17 protein-coding genes are annotated in these 17,540 nt (G+C 71.0%); 5 read left to right on the top strand and 12 right to left on the bottom strand.

Translation table 11 applies throughout. The annotated features are described in order from the left end of the window. Positions 1 to 65: 65 nt before the first annotated feature. The 7 genes from OG542_RS25155 to clpS all read right to left on the bottom strand — a co-directional run bounded on the left by OG542_RS25155 (position 66) and on the right by clpS (position 4,924). Complete coding sequence (locus OG542_RS25155) at positions 66 to 1,016, bottom strand: PLP-dependent cysteine synthase family protein (protein WP_328413751.1); 951 nt, start codon at positions 1,014 to 1,016, stop codon at positions 66 to 68. A gap of 6 nt (positions 1,017 to 1,022) precedes the next feature. Next, a complete protein-coding gene (locus OG542_RS25150) occupies positions 1,023 to 1,301 on the bottom strand; it encodes a MoaD/ThiS family protein (protein ID WP_184593209.1) in 279 nt (92 codons plus the stop codon). A gap of 116 nt (positions 1,302 to 1,417) precedes the next feature. Next, positions 1,418 to 1,513 carry a putative leader peptide gene (locus tag OG542_RS25145; RefSeq protein WP_311125941.1) on the bottom strand — a complete coding sequence of 32 codons (96 nt, stop codon included), beginning with the start codon at positions 1,511 to 1,513 and terminating at the stop codon, positions 1,418 to 1,420. Between the two features lie 98 nt (positions 1,514 to 1,611). After that, positions 1,612 to 2,034: a M67 family metallopeptidase gene (locus tag OG542_RS25140; protein ID WP_184593211.1), complete on the bottom strand. Its 423-nt coding sequence runs from the start codon at positions 2,032 to 2,034 to the stop codon at positions 1,612 to 1,614. Positions 2,035 to 2,183: 149 nt separating this feature from the next. After that, positions 2,184 to 3,608, bottom strand: coding sequence for an amino acid permease (locus OG542_RS25135; RefSeq protein ID WP_311125942.1), 1,425 nt, complete (start codon positions 3,606 to 3,608; stop codon positions 2,184 to 2,186). A 366-nt stretch (positions 3,609 to 3,974) separates the two neighbouring features. Continuing rightward, a complete protein-coding gene (locus tag OG542_RS25130) occupies positions 3,975 to 4,583 on the bottom strand; it encodes a DUF2017 domain-containing protein (protein WP_193478335.1) in 609 nt (202 codons plus the stop codon). 32 nt (positions 4,584 to 4,615) lie between these two features. Then, a complete protein-coding gene (gene clpS, locus OG542_RS25125) occupies positions 4,616 to 4,924 on the bottom strand; it encodes an ATP-dependent Clp protease adapter ClpS (protein ID WP_184593217.1) in 309 nt (102 codons plus the stop codon). A gap of 114 nt (positions 4,925 to 5,038) precedes the next feature. On the opposite strand from clpS, the gene OG542_RS25120 reads away from it, so the two are divergent. Both OG542_RS25120 and OG542_RS25115 read left to right on the top strand, forming a co-directional pair. Then, positions 5,039 to 6,436, top strand: coding sequence for a nicotinate phosphoribosyltransferase (locus OG542_RS25120; protein ID WP_408057791.1), 1,398 nt, complete (start codon positions 5,039 to 5,041; stop codon positions 6,434 to 6,436). Between the two features lie 113 nt (positions 6,437 to 6,549). Then, positions 6,550 to 7,143, top strand: a complete 594-nt coding sequence (locus OG542_RS25115; protein ID WP_311125944.1) for an isochorismatase family protein — start codon at positions 6,550 to 6,552, stop codon at positions 7,141 to 7,143. 907 nt (positions 7,144 to 8,050) lie between these two features. Here the strand turns inward: OG542_RS25115 and OG542_RS25110 are convergent. Further along, positions 8,051 to 8,392, bottom strand: coding sequence for a hypothetical protein (locus tag OG542_RS25110; RefSeq protein ID WP_261681709.1), 342 nt, complete (start codon positions 8,390 to 8,392; stop codon positions 8,051 to 8,053). A 134-nt stretch (positions 8,393 to 8,526) separates the two neighbouring features. Beyond that, positions 8,527 to 10,887 carry an immune inhibitor A domain-containing protein gene (locus OG542_RS25105; RefSeq protein ID WP_328413750.1) on the bottom strand — a complete coding sequence of 787 codons (2,361 nt, stop codon included), beginning with the start codon at positions 10,885 to 10,887 and terminating at the stop codon, positions 8,527 to 8,529. A 412-nt stretch (positions 10,888 to 11,299) separates the two neighbouring features. Here OG542_RS25105 and OG542_RS25100 point away from each other — a divergent pair, with 412 nt between their 5' ends. Next, positions 11,300 to 11,572: a hypothetical protein gene (locus tag OG542_RS25100; protein ID WP_311125946.1), complete on the top strand. Its 273-nt coding sequence runs from the start codon at positions 11,300 to 11,302 to the stop codon at positions 11,570 to 11,572. 23 nt (positions 11,573 to 11,595) lie between these two features. Here OG542_RS25100 and OG542_RS25095 read toward each other — a convergent pair whose 3' ends face one another. After that, on the bottom strand, positions 11,596 to 12,267 hold the full coding sequence (locus OG542_RS25095) for an RDD family protein (protein WP_311125947.1): 672 nt from the start codon (positions 12,265 to 12,267) through the stop codon (positions 11,596 to 11,598). A 76-nt stretch (positions 12,268 to 12,343) separates the two neighbouring features. Then, a complete protein-coding gene (locus OG542_RS25090; protein ID WP_328413749.1) occupies positions 12,344 to 13,927 on the bottom strand; it encodes an RDD family protein in 1,584 nt (527 codons plus the stop codon). Between the two features lie 221 nt (positions 13,928 to 14,148). Here OG542_RS25090 and OG542_RS25085 point away from each other — a divergent pair, with 221 nt between their 5' ends. Continuing rightward, positions 14,149 to 14,559 (top strand): SsgA family sporulation/cell division regulator, encoded by a 411-nt coding sequence (locus OG542_RS25085; protein ID WP_311125949.1) that lies wholly within the window; start codon positions 14,149 to 14,151, stop codon positions 14,557 to 14,559. A 10-nt stretch (positions 14,560 to 14,569) separates the two neighbouring features. Here the strand turns inward: OG542_RS25085 and OG542_RS25080 are convergent, their stop codons facing one another. Beyond that, positions 14,570 to 15,985, bottom strand: coding sequence for an FAD-binding oxidoreductase (locus tag OG542_RS25080; protein ID WP_328413748.1), 1,416 nt, complete (start codon positions 15,983 to 15,985; stop codon positions 14,570 to 14,572). Between the two features lie 93 nt (positions 15,986 to 16,078). Between OG542_RS25080 and OG542_RS25075 the strand changes: the two genes are divergently transcribed. Continuing rightward, the gene (locus OG542_RS25075) at positions 16,079 to 17,539 is read left to right on the top strand and encodes a tetratricopeptide repeat protein (RefSeq protein WP_408057790.1); all 1,461 of its coding nucleotides are present in this window, start codon (positions 16,079 to 16,081) and stop codon (positions 17,537 to 17,539) included. The last annotated feature ends 1 nt before the right edge of the window (position 17,540 follow it).

The raw sequence follows: 17,540 nt of genomic DNA, 5'->3' as shown, positions 1-17,540 counted from the left end.
GACCGGAGGAGAACCAGAAGGGCCGGAGTGAGAACTCCGGCCCTCTCGTGTGATCCGCCGTCGGCTCACGCCCAGAGCTGTCCCTGGAGCGTCTCGATGGCCGCCTCTGTCGTGGCCGCCGTGTAGACGCCCGTCGACAGGTACTTCCAGCCGCCGTCCGCGACGACGAAGACGATGTCGGCCTGCTCACCGGCCTTCACGGCCTTGCGGCCCACGCCGAGCGCGGCGTGCAGCGCGGCGCCCGTCGAGACGCCGGCGAAGATGCCCTCCTGCTGGAGCAACTCCCGGGTACGGGTGACCGCGTCGGCCGAGCCGACCGAGAAGCGGCTGGTGAGGACCGACGCGTCGTACAGCTCGGGAACGAAGCCCTCGTCGAGGTTGCGCAGGCCGTAGACCAGGTCGTCGTAGCGCGGTTCGGCCGCGACGATCTGGACGTCCGGCTTGTGCTCGCGCAGGTAGCGGCCCACGCCCATGAGCGTGCCCGTGGTGCCGAGGCCGGCCACGAAGTGGGTGACGGAGGGCAGGTCGGCGAGGATCTCCGGGCCCGTCGTCGCGTAGTGGGCGCCCGCGTTGTCCGGGTTGCCGTACTGGTACAGCATCACCCAGTCCGGGTGCTCGGCCGAGAGTTCCTTGGCGACGCGCACGGCGGTGTTGGAGCCGCCCGCGGCCGGAGAGGAGATGATCTCGGCGCCCCACATGGCCAGCAGGTCCCGGCGTTCCCGGGAGGTGTTCTCCGGCATCACGCACACGATGCGGTAGCCCTTGAGCTTGGCCGCCATGGCCAGGGAGATGCCGGTGTTGCCCGACGTGGGCTCCAGGATCGTGCAGCCCGGGGTCAGGCGGCCGTCCTTCTCCGCCTGTTCGATCATGTGCAGGGCCGGGCGGTCCTTGACCGAGCCGGTCGGGTTGCGGTCCTCCAGCTTCGCCCAGATACGGACGTCGGCGGACGGCGACAGCCGCGGCAGGCGCACCAGGGGGGTGTTGCCTACCGCGGCCAGGGGTGAGTCGTAGCGCATCGGTGATCAGACCATGCCGCCGGCCACAGCCGGCAGGATCGTGACGTTGTCGCCGTCCGACAGCTTGGTGTTGATGCCGTCGAGGAAGCGCACGTCCTCGTCGTTCAGGTACACGTTGACGAAGCGGCGCAGCTGGTCGCCGTCCACGATGCGGGCCTGGATGCCGGCGTGCCGGGTCTCGAGGTCGGTGAACAGCTCGGCGAGGGTGTCACCGCTGGCCTCCACCGCCTTCTGACCGTCGGTGTACGTGCGGAGGATGGTCGGGATGCGGACCTCGATGGCCATGGCTTCAGGGCTCCTGTCGGGAGTAGTCAGTCGGGGCGCGCGGCAGCGCAGGAACAGCGGGGTGGTGCGTGTGTGCAGCGCCGCGGCTCACGGCCGTACGGCGGCAGGGACCTGCGTCAACAGATGGCGCTGGCGAGCCTGCACAGGTCGACGTGCAGCCGCGCCACGAGCAGCTCGCCCGGCGTCTTGTCGCTCACGTCGTGGAAAACCATGGGGTCATCGTATCGATTCCCGGTCCGGGTACTGGAATGTGATCCCACATCGCGGACGGTTCCGGGCCGGAGAGTGAGACCGCGCTGCTCAGGGCTGCTCAGTAGGCCTCGACGACCTGGACCTCTTCCTCCGTGACCTCGCCCTCGACGATACGGAACGAGCGGAACTGGAACTCGCCGGCCCCGTCGGTGTCGGCGGTGGAGACGAGGACGTAGTGGGCGCCCGGCTCGTTCGCGTAGGAGATGTCGGTGCGGGAGGGGTAGGCCTCGGTCGCCGTGTGGGAGTGGTAGATGACCACCGGCTCCTCGTCGCGGTCGTCCATCTCGCGGTAGAGCTTGAGCAGATCGCCGGAGTCGAACTCGTAGAACGTGGGCGACATGGCCGCGTTCAGCATCGGGATGAAGCGCTCGGGGCGGTCCGAGCCCGCCGGGCCCGCGATCACGCCGCACGCCTCGTCGGGGTGGTCCTTGCGCGCGTGGGCGACGATCTGGTCGACGAGGGCCTGGGTGATGGTCAGCATGCTCGTCAGGATAAGCAGAAGGGCCGTTCCGTACCGAAGGTTGGTACGGAACGGCCCATATGCCGGACGCCCTGAGCGGCAGCGGCAGGGAGTGCCACGAGTACTCCCTGCCGCTGGGCGTCCTGGCGGGTTCGGTTCGAGCGGGCTGGTCAGCCGACCTTCTCGAACTCGGTGTCGCGGCGCTCGGCGATCTGCGGGTTGCGGCTCTTGAGGATCGCCCAGCCGATGCCGAGGGCGACGGCCCAGCCGGCCGCGACGTACAGGCAGATCCGCGCGTCCTTGTCGTACGCGATCATGAAGGTCACGCCGATGAGGAAGAGGAGCGCGACCCAGCTGAAGAGCGCGCCGCCGGGGGCGGGGAAGGACGAGGCGCGCAGCCGGCCCGCGTCGACCGCGGCGCGGTAGCGGATGTGGCTGACGAGGATCATCATCCAGGTCCAGATGCCTGCCGCGGTGGCGACGGAGGTGACGTAGAGGAACGCCTTCTCCGGGACGACGTAGTTCAGGACGACGCCGATGCCCATGAGCGCGACGGAGACGCTGATGCCGACGGCGGGCGTCTTGCGGGCGTTGAGCTTGCCGAAGGCCTGCGGGGCCTCGCTGTTGGAGGCGAGGTCGCGCAGCATGCGGCCGGTGGAGTACATGCCCGAGTTGCAGGACGACAGGGCCGCGGTGAGCACCACGAAGTTGACGATGCCCGCGGCGAGCGGGATGCCGATCTCGCCGAACGCGTGGACGAACGGGCTCTCGCCCTCGGAGAACTCGGTCCACTTGACGACGGAGAGGATCACCAGCAGCGCGCCGACGTAGAAGACGATGATGCGCCAGGGCAGGGTGTTGATGGCCTTGGGCAGGGTCTTCTCGGGGTTCTCGGACTCGCCCGCGGTGACGCCGACGAGCTCGACGGCGAGGTAGGCGAACATGACGCCCTGGAGCGTCATCAGGCTGGAGCCGATGCCGTTCGGGAAGAAGCCGTCGTGCGACCAGAGGTTGGAGACGGTGGCGGTGTCACCGGCGTCGGAGAAGCCGAGGGTGAGCACGCCGAGGCCGATGACGATCATGCCGATGATGGCCGTGACCTTGATCATCGAGAACCAGAACTCGACCTCGCCGAAGATCTTGACGGAGATCAGGTTGACGCCGAAGAGCACCACCAGGAAGACCAGGGCGCTGACCCATTGCGGGATCTCGGGGAACCAGAAGTGGATGTAGATCGCGGCGGCCGTGAGTTCGGCCATGCCGGTGACCACCCACATGAGCCAGTACGTCCAGCCCGTGACGAACCCGAAGAACGGGCCGAGGAATTCGCGGGCGTACTCGGCGAAGGAGCCGGAGACGGGCCGGTAGAGGAGCAGTTCGCCCAGGGCCCGCATGATGAAGAAGATGACGACGCCGGCGAGGGCGTACATGAGGATGATGCTGGGGCCGGCCTTGGCGATGTTCGCTCCGGCACCCATGAACAGGCCGACGCCGATGGCGCCGCCGATGGCGATCATCTGGACCTGGCGACTGCCGAGTCCGCGCTCGTACCCCTCTTCAGGGACGTTTTCCGTGTCGACCTGCGCAGAGGTCATGTGTGGTGCGCCTTTCTCCATGCCGATCCGGGCCTCGCGTCGGCCTCGGATCGGGTCTCGATCCCCCCGGAATGATGGAGCTGAGCGGGCCCCGGAGGGCCGCTCGTGCCTGGCCGACGGTTGTCGGCTCGGTGGCGCACCCGGCCTGGACATTCGGGTGGTGTCGGCCGGGCGGTCGTGAAGATTTATCACGGCCGCAACATTGATCACATGGCTGATTTGTGACGCACCACACAGGGAGAACCGGACAAAGCGCAGCCGAAGACGGCATAGAAGGCGGGTGCGGTGACGCGATCGTTATTCGGATTTGAGTGTCCTCTGAGCGAACACCGATCGGTCACCCGCCGGTCACAAGACCTGCACTGATCAGGGCATAAGCGTTCCGACCAGCGTCTCCTGGAGTCCACCCAGCCACAGATAGGCCATCACCATCGGCTTGCGCGGGTCCTCGTCCGGGAGGCTGTAGAGGAGGTCGCTGTCCTCCTCGTCGGTGATTTCCAGCCGCGAGCCGATCGCGAGCCGCAGGTCGTTCAGAGCGCCCAGCCACTGCTGGGACTCCTCCGGCGACAGCTTCAGCACGGCCCCGCCCTCACCGGCCGAGGCCGAGGAGAGCGCGTCCAGGGAGCGGATCACCGTGAGGGCGCTGTCCCGCTTGCCGGCCCGCAGGTCGTTCTCGGTGTAGCGGCGGAACTCGGAGGAGTACGCCCGCTGCTCCTCGGCGTCCCGGGGCGAGGCGGGCTGCTCGGGGTCGCTGTAGGCGTCCGGGAAGAGCCGCTTGAGCACCGGGTCGGTCGGCGGCTCGCTCGGGCCGTCCGTGAACAGCTCGGCGAGCGGGTCGTCCGGGGCGTCCTCGGCGGGGCCGGGGCCGATGAGCTCCAGGAGCTGGACGGCCAGCGACCGGATGATGGAGATCTCGACGTCGTCGAGGGCGACGGCCGCGCCGCCGCCGGGAAGCGGTTCGAAGGTTCCGGGCATGAACGCCTTTTCGCTGCTGGGCGGGCTGCTGGCTACTTGCGGTCCTGCTGGAGAGTGGCCCACAGGCCGTAGCCGTGCATGGCCTGCACGTCGCGCTCCATCTCCTCGCGGCTGCCGCTGGAGACGACCGCCCGGCCCTTGTGGTGGACGTCCATCATGAGCTTGGTGGCCTTGTCCTTGGAGTAGCCGAAATACGTCTGGAAGACGTACGTCACGTAGCTCATGAGGTTGACCGGGTCGTTGTGGACGATGGTGACCCAGGGGAGGTCCGGCTCGGGGACGGCGAAGACCTCCTCCGCCGACTCGGTGCGTTCGATCTCCAGGGGTGCGGGTGACGTCACATGCCCATGCTGCCACCCGAGGGGGGTAGTCGCACAAACGGGCCTGGAAGCAAGGCGATCGCGTCGCCGGAAGGCGCAATCGTCAGATTGACGAGATGGGGGTACGATCCTCGAATGAACACAGCGGACCTTGGGCTGCCGGAAGAAGAAGGGCGCGAAGCGCTTCCGCGGAAGGGCGGTGGCGGGCGACGGGTGGGCGTTCCCTCGACGGCGCTCTTCACGGACCAGTACGAGCTGACGATGCTGCGGGCCGCGCTCGCGGCGGGCACGGCCGAGCGGCGGAGCGTGTTCGAGGTCTTCACCCGGCGCCTGCCGAACGGGCGCCGCTACGGCGTCGTGGCCGGCACCGGGCGAGTGCTGGACGCGGTGGAGAACTTCCGCTTCGACCCGGGCGTCCTCGGCTTCCTGCGCGAGCGGGAGATCGTCGACGAGGAGACGCTCGAGTGGCTCGCCGGCTACCGCTTCAGCGGGGACATCTGGGGCTACCCCGAGGGTGAGGTGTACTTCCCGGGCTCGCCGATCATGCGGGTCGAGGGCACCTTCGCCGAGTGCGTGCTGCTGGAGACGGTGATCCTGTCGATCCTCAACCACGACTCGGCGATCGCCGCGGCGGCCTCGCGCATGTCGTCGGCGGCGGGTGACCGGCCGCTGATCGAGATGGGCGCCCGGCGCACGCACGAGCTGGCGGCGGTGGCGGCCTCCCGGGCCGCGTACGTCGGCGGCTTCGCGACCACCTCGGACCTGGCCGCCGGGTTCCGCTACGGCATCCCGACCGTCGGCACCTCCGCGCACGCCTTCACCCTGCTGCACGACAGCGAGCGGGACGCCTTCCAGGCCCAGGTGAACACGCTGGGCCGGGGCACCACCCTGCTCGTCGACACGTACGACGTCGCCGAGGCCGTCCGCACGGCCGTGGAGGTCGCCGGCACCGACCTGGGGGCCGTGCGGATCGACTCCGGCGATCTGCTGCTGGTGGCGCACCGGGTGCGGCAGCAACTGGACGAGCTGGGGGCGACCGGCACCAAGATCGTCGTGACCTCGGACCTGGACGAGTACGCGATCGCCTCGCTGGCGGCGGCGCCGGTGGACGCGTACGGCGTCGGTACGCAGCTGGTGACCGGCTCCGGGCATCCGACGTCCTCGATGGTCTACAAGCTGGTCGCGCGGGCCGAGTCCACCGACCGGAAGGCACCGCTGGTGCCGGTGGCCAAGAAGTCGACCGGTGGCAAAACGTCGGTGGGCGGGCGCAAGTGGGCCGCGCGGCGGCTGGACGCGTACGGGGTCGCCGAGGCCGAGGTGATCGGCACGGGGCCGGTGCCGGCCGGGCTCGCGGACCGGCAGCTGCTGGTGGAGCTGGTCAAGGGCGGTGAGGTCGTGGCCCGTGAGCCGCTGGACGCCGTCCGGGACCGGCACGCGGCCGCTCGCGCGGGGCTTCCGATGTCGGCGACGCAGCTCTCGCGCGGGGAGCCTGTCCTTCCGACGGAGTACGTGCACGGGGCCTCGGGTAGCTAGGGGGTGTGCCGCGATGCGCCGACCCGTGACCCCTCCCGCCGTCTCCCCCTTGTCAATAGGCTCGGCACTGCACCGTCCGGGCTTGCCGACCTCATAGCCGAAGGACACCGACCATGCGCCGCGCCTTGATCGTCGTAGACGTGCAGAACGACTTCTGCGAGGGGGGCAGCCTCGCCGTGGCCGGTGGTGCCGATGTGGCTGCCGCCGTCACGGAGCTGATCGGGCAGGCGGCCGGGTCCGGCTACCAGCACGTCGTGGCCACCCGCGACCACCACATCGCTCCCGGCGGCCACTTCTCCACGAACCCGGACTACGCCCGCTCCTGGCCCGCGCACTGCGTCGCGGGCACGGAGGGCGTCGGCTTCCACCCCAACTTCGCCCCCGCGGTCGCTTCCGGTTCGATCGATGCCGTGTTCGACAAGGGGGCGTACTCGGCGGCGTACAGCGGCTTCGAGGGAGCGGACGAGAACGGCACGAACCTGGCCGCCTGGCTCCGCTCCCGCGAGGTGACCGAGGTGGACGTGGTCGGCATCGCCACGGACCACTGCGTCCGCGCCACGGCCCTGGACGCGGCCCGGGAGGGCTTCCGCACGCAGGTCCTCCTGGACCTGACGGCGGGGGTCTCCCAGGAGACCACCGAGCGCGCCCTGGAGGAACTGCGCGAGGCGGGCGTGGAGCTGTCCGGGAAGCCGGTCGTGCAGTTGTAGGGAGCGGGTGCGCCCGCCCCGGGTCGGTCCGGCCGTGGGCCCTCGCGCTGGAACCACTCCGCCCGTGGGCCCTCGCGGTGGGACCCCGCCCCGGGGCCGGGCGACCGACAGATGCCGACGGGCCCGGGCAGGGGCACATCCGGCTGGGCCGACGGGACGACCACACTCGGCCGAAACCGCCGGCAGGCCTCGGGTGGGCCTGCCCCCTGCGCGCCGAGCCAATGCCGGCGTGCCCCGGCCATGGCCCGGCGCTGGAACCACGCCCCGGCCTGGCGACCGACAAATGCCCGGCGGGCCCGGACAGGAACGCATCCGACTGGGCCAGCGGGACAATCACACTCAGCCGAGACCGCCGGCAGGCCCCCTGCATACCGAGCCGCTGCCGGCGCGCCCCGGCCATGGCCCCGGCGCTGGGACCACGCCCCGGCCAGGCGGCCCACAGACGCCCGGCGGGACCGGGCAGGGGCGCATCCGGCTGTGGTCCAGGTCGCAGCGACGGCATCACGGCCCGGGTCTTTCGCGGGAGACCACGGGCCACCGGGCCAGGGGCCATCCAGCTGGGGTTAGCGAGCCGGAGGGCATCCGGCCCCGGCCTGTCGCCGGAGACCACGGGTCACTGGGCAGTCGCGGGACGACCACGGGTCACTGGGCAGTCGCGGGACGACCACGGGTCACTGGGCAGTCGCGGGACGACCACGTGCCACCGGGCCAGGGGCCATCCAGCTGGGGTCAGCGAGCCGCCGGGCGGCCTGTGGGCCCGGGTGGCCAATGGCCCACCGCAGGCCGACCGCAGCGCTCGCGGTGCCGGTCGCGGGCCCTGGCGGCGGCCCGGTCACGCCCGGTCGGCAGGCGGCCGGGCGCGTGTGGGCCCGCTCCCAGTCCGTGAGGCGGTGGAAGGCTCCCGGCGTCAGGTCTGGGCCGTCGGGCGTCTCAGGAGGGATCTGATCGGGCGCCACAGTTCCGTGGTGAGATCCGGGGTCAGGACACCGTTGTCAGGGGCCGTGCGCCATATGAGGCCGTCGGGGTGGTGGAGGACCGCCGTGATCTCGTCGGGGCTCGGCGGGGCGGCGTTGCCGCGCAGGTAGACCGAGCGCAGGCCCAGGTTGCGGAGCCTGGTCAGGGCTCGGGCGCGGTTCACGGAGTGGACGAGAACACGGACGGCGCCGGGGCCGTCGGCGGCGGGGCTGGGCAGGTTCAGTGCCACCACCACCGTGCCGTTCGGCAACTTGCAGAAGCCTCCTGCGGCCATGCGGTCATACCCCCGTGTCGGTCGGTGTGCCGGTCGGTGTCAATAAGAGAACCACAGGACGCACCTAAACACGGATCGGCGGTGACCCGCCAGGGGGTCACCGCCGATCATGCTCTGAGCTGGGAGAACGCGTTTTACTTCGCCGCGGGGCCTACTTCGAGCTCGATCGTCGAGCCGTCCTTGGCCTCCTTGATGATCTTGATCTTGGTGTTGGTGTCAGTGATCTTGACGCCGCCGGTCTTGTTCGTCTCGTCGTAGTAGGTGTTCGTGCGGTCGTTGAAGACCGGCACGCCCTTCGACGACGGGATCCGGGTCGCGACGTCCGCGTTGTGCAGCTTGATGCCGTCCGTGCGGTACAGGCTGAAGGGCGAGTCGTAGGCCTGGATCCGGTTGCGCATCAGCGTGCCGTCGGTCCACTTCAGCGCCTTCGGGTGCGAGTCGACCGGCAGCAGCAGACCCGTGCCCGGGTGGACGCTGGTGTTGTTGTCCGCCTGGGAGGTGTCCCACTTCCAGATCAACAGGCCGTTCTGGTACGCGTAGTGCTCCACCCAGTCCGGACGGCTGTTGGTGAAGCCGAAGTTGTACGGGCCGACCTTGAGGGTCTTGTCGTACGACACGTACTGGCGGTTCTCCGCGAGGTAGTACTGCGCGTAGTCCTTGGTGAAGGAAGCGCCCATGCGGGCGAAGCCGTTGGCCTTCCAGGCCGCGTCCGCGGACTCGGCGTCGTCGGAGAAGACCACGGCGCCGTCGGCGGTGACGGTGATGGAGTCGGCCGTGAAGCCCTTCTGGGCCACGCCGCCGTCGGTCTGGTAGCGGAAGCGCAGGTCGAACTTCTTGCCCGCGTAGGCGTCCAGCGGGAACGCCAGCTTCTTGTACGCGTCGAGCGTGCCGGTCAGCGCCGGCTTGTCGCTGCCGTCACGCGGGATCGGCTGGCCGTCCACCGTGCCGTCGAGCGCGGTCCAGTTGGCACCGCCGTCGGTCGACGCCTCGGCGTAGAGGTAGTCGTAGTTGGACTCGATGTCGTACCAGCCGTCGAAGGTCAGCGACGCCGACTCCTTGCCGGTGAGGTCGACGGAACGGGTCAGCGAGTTCTTGAGGTTGTCGCCGCTGCCGCTCCACCACTGGGTGGCACCCTGCGCGGGCTCCACGATCTCGGTGGTGACGGCCTTCTTGGGCAGCTCCACCACGAGGGCCTGCTTGTGCTTCGTGTTGTACTCGGCGACACCCAGCTTGTGCCACGAGTTCGTCGCGGCCTTCGCGGTGTCGTACTTGAGCCAGCCCAGCTGGAGCTTGTCCCAGGCGGTCATGTCGCCGGGCAGGTCGCCGATCTCGTTCTTGCCGGTGCCCAGCCAGGAGCCGGAGGACATCAGGGTCCAGAAGCCGGTGGAGTTGTCGCCGCCGCCGGTCGTGTCGTAGTGGTCCGGCAGGCCGAGGTCGTGGCCGTACTCGTGGGCGTAGACGCCGAGCCCGCCGTTCTCCGGCTGGACGGTGTAGTCGCCGACCCAGATGCCGGTGTCGCCGATCTTCGCGCCGCCGAGCTTGTTGTCCGCGGGGCCGGTGGCGCCGGCGTCGGTGCCGAAGGCGTACCAGCGGTGGGCCCAGATCGCGTCCTCGCCCTGCGCGCCGCCGCCCGCCGACTCGTCCTCACCGGCGTGCACGACCTGGAAGTGGTCGATGTAGCCGTCCGACTCGTTGAAGTCGCCGTCGCCGTCGAAGTCGTAGCGGTCCCACTGGTCGTACTTCTTGACGTCCGCCTTGATCTCGGCGTCGGTCTTCCCAGCCGCCTTCTGCTGGGAGACCCACGCGTTCAGACCGTCGCTGACGACGTTCCACACGCTCGGGCAGTTGGTGTCACCGCAGGCGTTGTTCCCGTAACGGGCCTCGTTGTAGGGGACCTTGACCCAGTCGGAGACCTCGCCCTCGACCGAGTAGCGGCCGGAGGACTGCTTCTCGTAGTACTTCTTGACCGACTCGGTGTTCTTGCCGGTGCCGAAGTAGAGGTCCTCGAAGTACTTCTGGTTGTAGTCCGCCCGCCAGGCCGTGGAGTTGTCCTTCTTGCGGTCCGGCTTGGCTATCTGGTTGTGCAGCGGGCCCGGGGTGCCGCCGTACTTGCTGTCGATCTGGTCGCCGAACTCGACCAGGATCGTGAAGATCTTGTCGGTCTTCTCGCGGCCGAGCTCGACGTACTTGCTGTCGCCCTTCTTGCTCTTGAGCTGGACGACCTTCGAGCCCTCACGGTTCTTGACCGTGGACTTGCCGGATATGACCTGGTTCAGGGCCTCCTGGCGCTGAGCCTCCTGGGTCTTGCTCAGCGGGCCTTCGAGGTTGTGCTCGTCGTGCTCGTGCTCCGCCGGGTCGTGCCGGTCCACGGTGGCGGACCGGGGAGCCGAGGCGTCGTCGGCCTGGGCCACCGCAAAGGCGGAGACGGTGGCGGTGGCCGCCGCGAGCGCCACACCGATGGCGGCCGCTCTGAACGTCCAGGGTCTACTGGTCACTTGAGTTCCTCCCCCGCGTCCGGGCGCGCGGAAGGAAGGGGGCCTCGTCGAGTGAAGGTCCGCGCGCGCGTGATCAACGCGTGTAGTCAAGTGACGACATTTGACTAGAGGTTAAGCAGAAAAGACAGACCTTGACTTGGACAAGTCAAGTGCACTATGCGGAGTCCACGTTCGTTTTGCGGACAACCAACCCGCATGCCCATCTGGCAGCAGGCGCGCGCATATGTCCACTAGGTGGACGCCATGACCCCGTGCGCCCCCTATGCTCCGGACCTGTTGATTAGGTCACGCTTACCGCGCGTTCCGCTCGGGCACCCTGCCCGTGAGAATGTCGTTTGGCGGAACGCTCGGAAGGCGGCGGAAAGCCAGGCTGACACCCCCGTGGACCCCCACTTTCGAGGACATGATGGCCATGCCCCGTCCGACTGCCGCACAGCTCGCCTACGGTTCGTGCACCGTGATCTTCTCGACCCTCGCCATGCTGCTGCTGTCACAGACGAGTTCGGGTGTGGGGGTCGCGATCATCGCCCTCGCGGCGCTCGCCCTCGGACTGCTGGTCGCCATGACGGTGCCGCTGCCCGGCAAACGCCAGACCGCGGTGGAACGGCCCGCCCCCGCGGAACCCCTACGGGCCTCGGTCCCCGCACCGGCCCCGGAGCCGGTGCGCGAGCGGGCGGCCTCCTGACCGCCGGCTGATCCCTCTCCACCTCAACCGGTGCTGACCACGACCGTCTTGGCCGCCTTGTCGTGCAGGCCCTGCTTGTAGGGCCGGTCGAAGAAGCTCCAGCCGCCGCAGACCGCAGTCCAGACACAGGCGCAGCAGAAGGCGAACGGGATCCACAGCACCGCGGCACGCATCAGCGAGTTCTGCGCGGAGGGCGTGTCGCCGTTGTCGAGGTTGGCCACGCGCAGGTGCAGCAGCTTCTTGCCGAGGGTCTGGCCGGTCCTGGCAGTCAGGACGGTGTCGTAGGCGATGTAGAGGACGGCGGCGACCCCTGACTGCCAGAAGGACTTGCCGACCTCGATGCGGTCGCTGTCCACGTCGTACTCGTTGACGTCGAAGCCCCAGGTGATCAGCCAGACGACGACACCCACCAGGATCATGTCGATGACGCGGGCGAGCGTGCGCTTGCCGCTGTCGGCGAGCGGGGGCATGCCGGCGAGGGGGTCGGTGGGGTAGGAGCCGCCGCCGTAGGGGTCCCCGCCGTAGGGACCGCCGCCGGGGCCACCGGACGGCCCGCCGCCGCCCTGGTACGGCGGGGGTTCGCTGCCGTAGGGCGAGCCCGCGCCCTCACCGGGCGGCTCGTTCGGGGGCTGCTTCCTGAACGGGTCGTCTTCCGGGGGCTGCTGCCCGGAGCCGGGGGGCGGTTCACTGCTCATGGCCCGAGTCGACCGCGAACCCCCCGCCTCCGCATCCGGCAGAAGGCCGTACGAGGTACGGGGTCGCGGACACGGCCTAGCCCGCCACGAACGTGTGTGCGGCCTTGTCGTGCCAGCACTGGCGCCACGGCTTGTCGAAGAGGCACCAGGCGACGCCGACGATCCCCACGACGAGCAGCCCCGGCACGCTGTAGACCAGCCAGCGGCGCAGGGCGGAGCCGAAGTCCGGGGCCTCGTGGCCCTCGATGTCCCGGACGTCGAGCCCCATCAGCTTCTTGCCGAGGGTGCGGCCCCACTTGGCGGTGGGCAGCACCTCGGAGACGACGCCGACGAGCAGCAGGACGGCCACGATGATGCCGAGGTAGACCGATGTGGTGCCGTCGAGCAGCCAGACCGTGACGGTCTCGCCGGAGAGCTTGGCCGCGTCGATCTTCTCGTTGACGTGGTCGATCGCCTTGGTGCCGAGCGGCACGGCGGCCGCGGCGGTGACGCCCAGGAGGACGACCGTGTCCAGCAGCCGGGCGGCCAGGCGCTTGCCGAGCCCGGCGGGGCGGGCCGCCGCCTGGCGCCGGGCGGCCGCCTGGAACACGTCCTCGGTCGGCGGCTTCCAGGGCGCGACGGGCTGCTCGTCGCCGGTTCCGGCGAGCCGGTGCACCTGCTGCGCCCAGGACGACTGACCGCCGCCGGGGCCCGCGCTGAGGGGGGCGGCCCCCGGCTGGGGTGCGCCGGACTGCGGGGGAACGGTGGGGGCCGCCTGGGGCCCGGACAGGGCCGTCGGGGCGGCCGCGGAGGACTGGGCGCCCGCCTGCGCGGCGGCGGCCCGGGCGGCGGCCGCCTTGCCGGCACCGAAGCCGGGCGACCCCGCGTTGGCCCCGGAACCGGCCACGCCGGGCTGCGCGCCGAAGGCGGGTCCGGCCGGGTTGGCACCGGAGCCGGCCTGACCGCCGAAGGCGGGCCCCGCCGCACCACTGCCGGCCGGCCCGAAGCCCCCGGCCCCCGCGCTGCCGTCGGAGGCCGCAGGACCGCCCTGCGCGCCGGAACCGGACGCCGGGCTCCCCGTGCCCGGGCGCGGCGAGACCGCGCGGAACGTCATCGTGCCCTCGTCGGGAACGTCGGCGGGTGCCGCCGCCCCTCCCCCGGACTTCCCCGTCGGGCGGCGGAAGACGAACGTGCTGCCGGCGGACGCGGCGTCCGCCTCCTGCCCGGCGGACTCGCCGTCCGGCCCGCGGTCGGCGTGCGGCACCCTCGGGTCGGCCCCTTGCTGGGCCGCCGCCCCCTGTGCCCCCTGGGGCGGGGCGCCCCACGAGACGCGGCGGTCCTGGTCGCCGCCGAAGCCGGACTGGCGGGAGCGGTCGGCGCCCCAGGCGGTCGCGGGTTCGGGACGGCTGCCGTGCTGGGCGTCGGCGGCCGACGGCTCCCGGGCGGCGTCCTCGGGGTCCTCGTCGAAGAAGTGCGGGCCGGTCTCCTCGACCGAGGCGGCGGAGCCGGACCCCGCACCGGGCGGCGGCGCGAGCGTCTCGCCGTCCTTGGGCGCCGGACGGCTGGTGCCCGGCACCCAGGAGGCACCGTTCCAGTACCGGACATATCCAGGAATGGACGGGTCCGGGTAATACCCTTCGCGGGGCCTGTCGTCACCGGGGGCCGGGGTTGGGGCGCTCATGTCCGTCGGTCCCGTATCTGCTCGGGGGTCAACTGGGGGCCTCCACATCTATCAGACGAGCGCAAGCGCCACGGCCGCTCCCACCGGACCCACCCCATTCGAGCACCGATGTGCTACGCGGCGAAAAAACTTCCGGCAAGGCGCGTAATGCTGCCGCCCCCGCCCGCTCTCCCTCCCTGACCGGCCCTCACGGGCAGCTGTCAGGAGAAGGGAACACCGCTATGCACACCGTTGTGGAGCGGGAACTGGAGCTGAGACTCATCCTGTCGCCGGAGCGCACGATCCCGGTGCCGGCCCGGCTCGGGTATCTCACCGACGATCCGTACGCCGTCCACATCACCTTCCACATCGACACCCAGCACCCGGTGCACTGGACGTTCGCCCGCGAGCTGCTCGTGGAGGGCGTGTTCCGGCCGTGCGGGCAGGGGGACGTGCGGGTGTGGCCGACGAAGTCCGAGGGGCGCGGCGTCGTGCTGATCGGACTGAGTTCACCCGACGGGGACGCCCTGCTCGAGGCCCCGGCGGCCCAGGTGTCGGCCTGGCTGGAGCGCACGCTGCGGGTGGTCCCGCCGGGGGCGGAGGGTGAACAGCTCGGTCTCGACGACGAGCTGGACCAGCTGCTCGCCCAGTGAGAGGGGCGGGTCAGAACAGCTTGCCCGGGTTGAGGATGCCCAGCGGGTCGAAGGCCTGCTTGACGGCCCGCTGCATCTCCAGCCCGACGGGGCCGATCTCACGCGCCAGCCACTCCTTCTTCAGGACGCCGACGCCGTGCTCGCCGGTGATGGTGCCGCCGAGTTCCAGGCCGAGGGCCATGATCTCGTCGAAGGACTCGCGGGCGCGCCGGGACTCGTCGGGGTCCGCCGCGTCGAAACAGACCGTCGGGTGTGTGTTGCCGTCGCCCGCATGGGCGACGACGCCGATGGTGAGCTGGTACTTCTCGGCGATCCGGTCGACCCCTTCGAACATCTCGGCGAGCCGGGAGCGGGGCACGCACACGTCGTCGATCATCGTCACGCCCTTGACGGCCTCCAGCGCGGTGAGCGACAGCCGCCGCGCCTGGAGCAGCAGTTCGGACTCGGCCACGTCGTCGGCCGGTACGACCTGGGTGGCGCCGGCGGCCTCGCACAGCGCGCCGACGGCGGCGAGGTCGGCGGCCGGGGCGGTGGTGTCGAACGCGGCCAGGAGCAGCGCTTCCGTGCTCTCGGGCAGGCCCATCTGCGCCAGGTCGTTGACGGCCTTGACCGTCGTACGGTCCATGAGTTCGAGGAGTGACGGGACGTGGCCGCCCTCCATGACGCGGCACACCGCGTCGCAGGCGGCGGCCGCTGAGGAGAACTCGGCGGCCAGCACCAGTTGCTCGGGCGGCTTGGGGCGCAGCCCGAGGACGGCCCGTACGACGATGCCGAGCGAGCCCTCGGAGCCGACGAACAGGCGGGTGAGGTCGTATCCGGCGACGCCCTTGGCGGTGCGGCGGCCGGTGGACATGAGCCGCCCGTCGGCCAGCACCACGTCGAGGCCGAGGACGTACTCGGCGGTCACGCCGTACTTCACGCAGCACAGGCCGCCCGAGGCCGTGCCGATGTTGCCGCCGATGGTGCACATCTCCCAGCTGGAGGGGTCCGGCGGGTAGTACAGGCCGTGTTCGCCGACGGCCCGGGACAGGGCGGCGTTGATCACGCCGGGCTCGACGACGGCGATGCGGTCGACCGGGTTGATCTCCAGGATCCGGTCCATCTTCGTCAGGGAGAGCACGATGCAGCCGTCGGAGGCGTTCGCGGCGCCGGACAGTCCGGTGCGGGCGCCCTGCGGGACGACCGGGACGCGCAGGGCGGTGGCGGTGCGCATCACGTGCTGGACCTGTTCGGCCGTACGGGGCAGCACGACCACGGCCGGGGTGCCGGCCGGGCAGAAGCTCGCCATGTCGTTGGCGTAGGAGGCCGTGACGTCGGAGTCGGTGAGGACCGCCTCGGCGGGGAGGCCGCCGAGCAGGAGGTCGACCAGGTCGCCGGTCGTTCCGGTGACCTCGGAGCTGTGCGCTTCGATACGACTCATGATCACAGGTTCGCACCCGGGGGCCATCGGTGTGAACCCCGTCTGCGGCACCCTTCGCCTGCCCGGGTGTGGTCGTCGTACTGACGCACAGTGAGCGCCATGGAGAACCATCAGGAGGGCCCGGAGCGACAGGAGAGCAGCGGTTCGAAACGCCCCTTTCGCAGCCGGCGGGTGCCGAGTCGGCGCGTGCTGGTCGCCTCCGTCGCGGGATGTGCCGTGCTCGGCGGGGTGCTGGTGCTGCTGCCGTGGGACCGGCCCGCCCCGCCGGCTCCGCCCTCGCCGGGGGCGCAGGCCATGGCGGCGGTCGCCGGCGGGGTGCCGGCCGCGCTGCCCGGCCTGGCGGAGCTGATCGACGCGCGGGAGAAGCGGCTGCGGACGCACCCGAGGGACGCCCGGTCCTGGGCGGTGCTCGGTGGCGCCTATGTGGAGCAGGGGCGGCGGCTGGCGGACCCGGCGTACTACCCGCGAGCCGAGAAGGCGCTGCGTACGTCGCTGCGGGTGCGGCCGAAGCGGAACACCCGTGCCCTGGCCGGTCTCGCCGCGCTGGCCAACGCCCGCCGGGACTTTCCCGCCGCACGCCAGTGGGGTGAGGCGGCGCTGAAGCTCCAGCCGCGGCGCTGGACGACGTATCCGCTGCTCATCGACGCCTACACCGGGCTGGGCGAGCACCAGGCGGCCGAGCGGGCGCTGGACCGGCTGACGGAGCTGCGCTCCGGGCCCGCCGTGCTGGCGCGGGCCGCCGCCGTCTACCGGGACCGCGGCCGGCGGGAGGACGCGGCGGCCTCGCTGGCGGACGCGGCGGCGGGCGCGCGGGCCCCGGCCGAGCGGGCGGCCTATCTGGAGCGGGCCGGGCAGCTCGCCTGGGAGCGCGGGGACCTCGAGGACGCGCTGCGGCACTTCCAGGAGGCGGTGCGTCTCGACCCGGACCAGCGGGCCGCGCAGGCCGGGCAGGGCCGGGCGCTGGCGGCCCTGGGCCGGACGACGGAGGCCCTGAACGCCTACCGGGCGGCGCTCGCCAAGCAGCCGTGTCCGCAGTACGCCCTGGAGCTGGGCGAGTTGTACGAGGCGCTGGGGATGCCGGAGGCGGCCCGGGTGCAGTACGACCTGCTGCGCGAGGGGGTGCGCGGGGCGACCGCGGCCGGGGCCGACGAGGAGCTGGTGCTGGGGCAGTTCGAGGCGGACCACGGCGATCCGAAGGCCGCGGTACGACGGCTGCGGGCGGAGTGGCGACGGCAGCCGGGGACGGCGGTCGCCGACGCGCTGGGGTGGGCACTGCACCGGGCCGGGGAGCACGAGGAGGCGCTGACGTTCGCGGTGCGGGCGACGGAGGAGGAGCACTCGGGCGGGGTGCGCAGCGCGCCGTACATGTATCACCGCGGCATGATCGAACGGGAGCTGGAGCGATACGGCCCGGCGCGGCGGCACCTCGCGGAGGCGCTGCGGATCAACCCGCACTTCTCGCCCCTGCGGGGGCCTGCGGCGCGGACGGCGAGGGAGGCACTGGGCGAGCCGCCGGACACGGAGGTGCCGGTGATGGGCCCTCAGACGGAAGGGGAATGAG

The organism is Streptomyces violaceus (assembly GCF_036014075.1).
In the GTDB taxonomy this organism is placed as follows: domain Bacteria; phylum Actinomycetota; class Actinomycetes; order Streptomycetales; family Streptomycetaceae; genus Streptomyces; species Streptomyces violaceus.
This window is presented reverse-complemented; position numbering and strand designations above follow the sequence as displayed.

Bases quoted from the DNA above. Each gene is read 5' to 3' on its own strand.
- OG542_RS25090 (WP_328413749.1), bottom strand. From the start codon at position 13,927: ATGAGCGCCCCAACCCCGGCCCCCGGTGACGACAGGCCCCGCGAAGGG.
- OG542_RS25120 (WP_408057791.1), top strand. From the start codon at position 5,039: ATGAACACAGCGGACCTTGGGCTGCCGGAAGAAGAAGGGCGCGAAGCG.
- OG542_RS25085 (WP_311125949.1), top strand. From the start codon at position 14,149: ATGCACACCGTTGTGGAGCGGGAACTGGAGCTGAGACTCATCCTGTCG.
- OG542_RS25140 (WP_184593211.1), bottom strand. From the start codon at position 2,034: ATGCTGACCATCACCCAGGCCCTCGTCGACCAGATCGTCGCCCACGCG.
- OG542_RS25115 (WP_311125944.1), top strand. From the start codon at position 6,550: ATGCGCCGCGCCTTGATCGTCGTAGACGTGCAGAACGACTTCTGCGAG.
- OG542_RS25130 (WP_193478335.1), bottom strand. From the start codon at position 4,583: ATGCCCGGAACCTTCGAACCGCTTCCCGGCGGCGGCGCGGCCGTCGCC.
- OG542_RS25095 (WP_311125947.1), bottom strand. From the start codon at position 12,267: ATGAGCAGTGAACCGCCCCCCGGCTCCGGGCAGCAGCCCCCGGAAGAC.
- OG542_RS25100 (WP_311125946.1), top strand. From the start codon at position 11,300: ATGCCCCGTCCGACTGCCGCACAGCTCGCCTACGGTTCGTGCACCGTG.
- OG542_RS25110 (WP_261681709.1), bottom strand. From the start codon at position 8,392: ATGGCCGCAGGAGGCTTCTGCAAGTTGCCGAACGGCACGGTGGTGGTG.
- OG542_RS25150 (WP_184593209.1), bottom strand. From the start codon at position 1,301: ATGGCCATCGAGGTCCGCATCCCGACCATCCTCCGCACGTACACCGAC.
- OG542_RS25155 (WP_328413751.1), bottom strand. From the start codon at position 1,016: ATGCGCTACGACTCACCCCTGGCCGCGGTAGGCAACACCCCCCTGGTG.
- OG542_RS25075 (WP_408057790.1), top strand. From the start codon at position 16,079: ATGGAGAACCATCAGGAGGGCCCGGAGCGACAGGAGAGCAGCGGTTCG.
- OG542_RS25135 (WP_311125942.1), bottom strand. From the start codon at position 3,608: ATGACCTCTGCGCAGGTCGACACGGAAAACGTCCCTGAAGAGGGGTAC.
- OG542_RS25145 (WP_311125941.1), bottom strand. From the start codon at position 1,513: ATGGTTTTCCACGACGTGAGCGACAAGACGCCGGGCGAGCTGCTCGTG.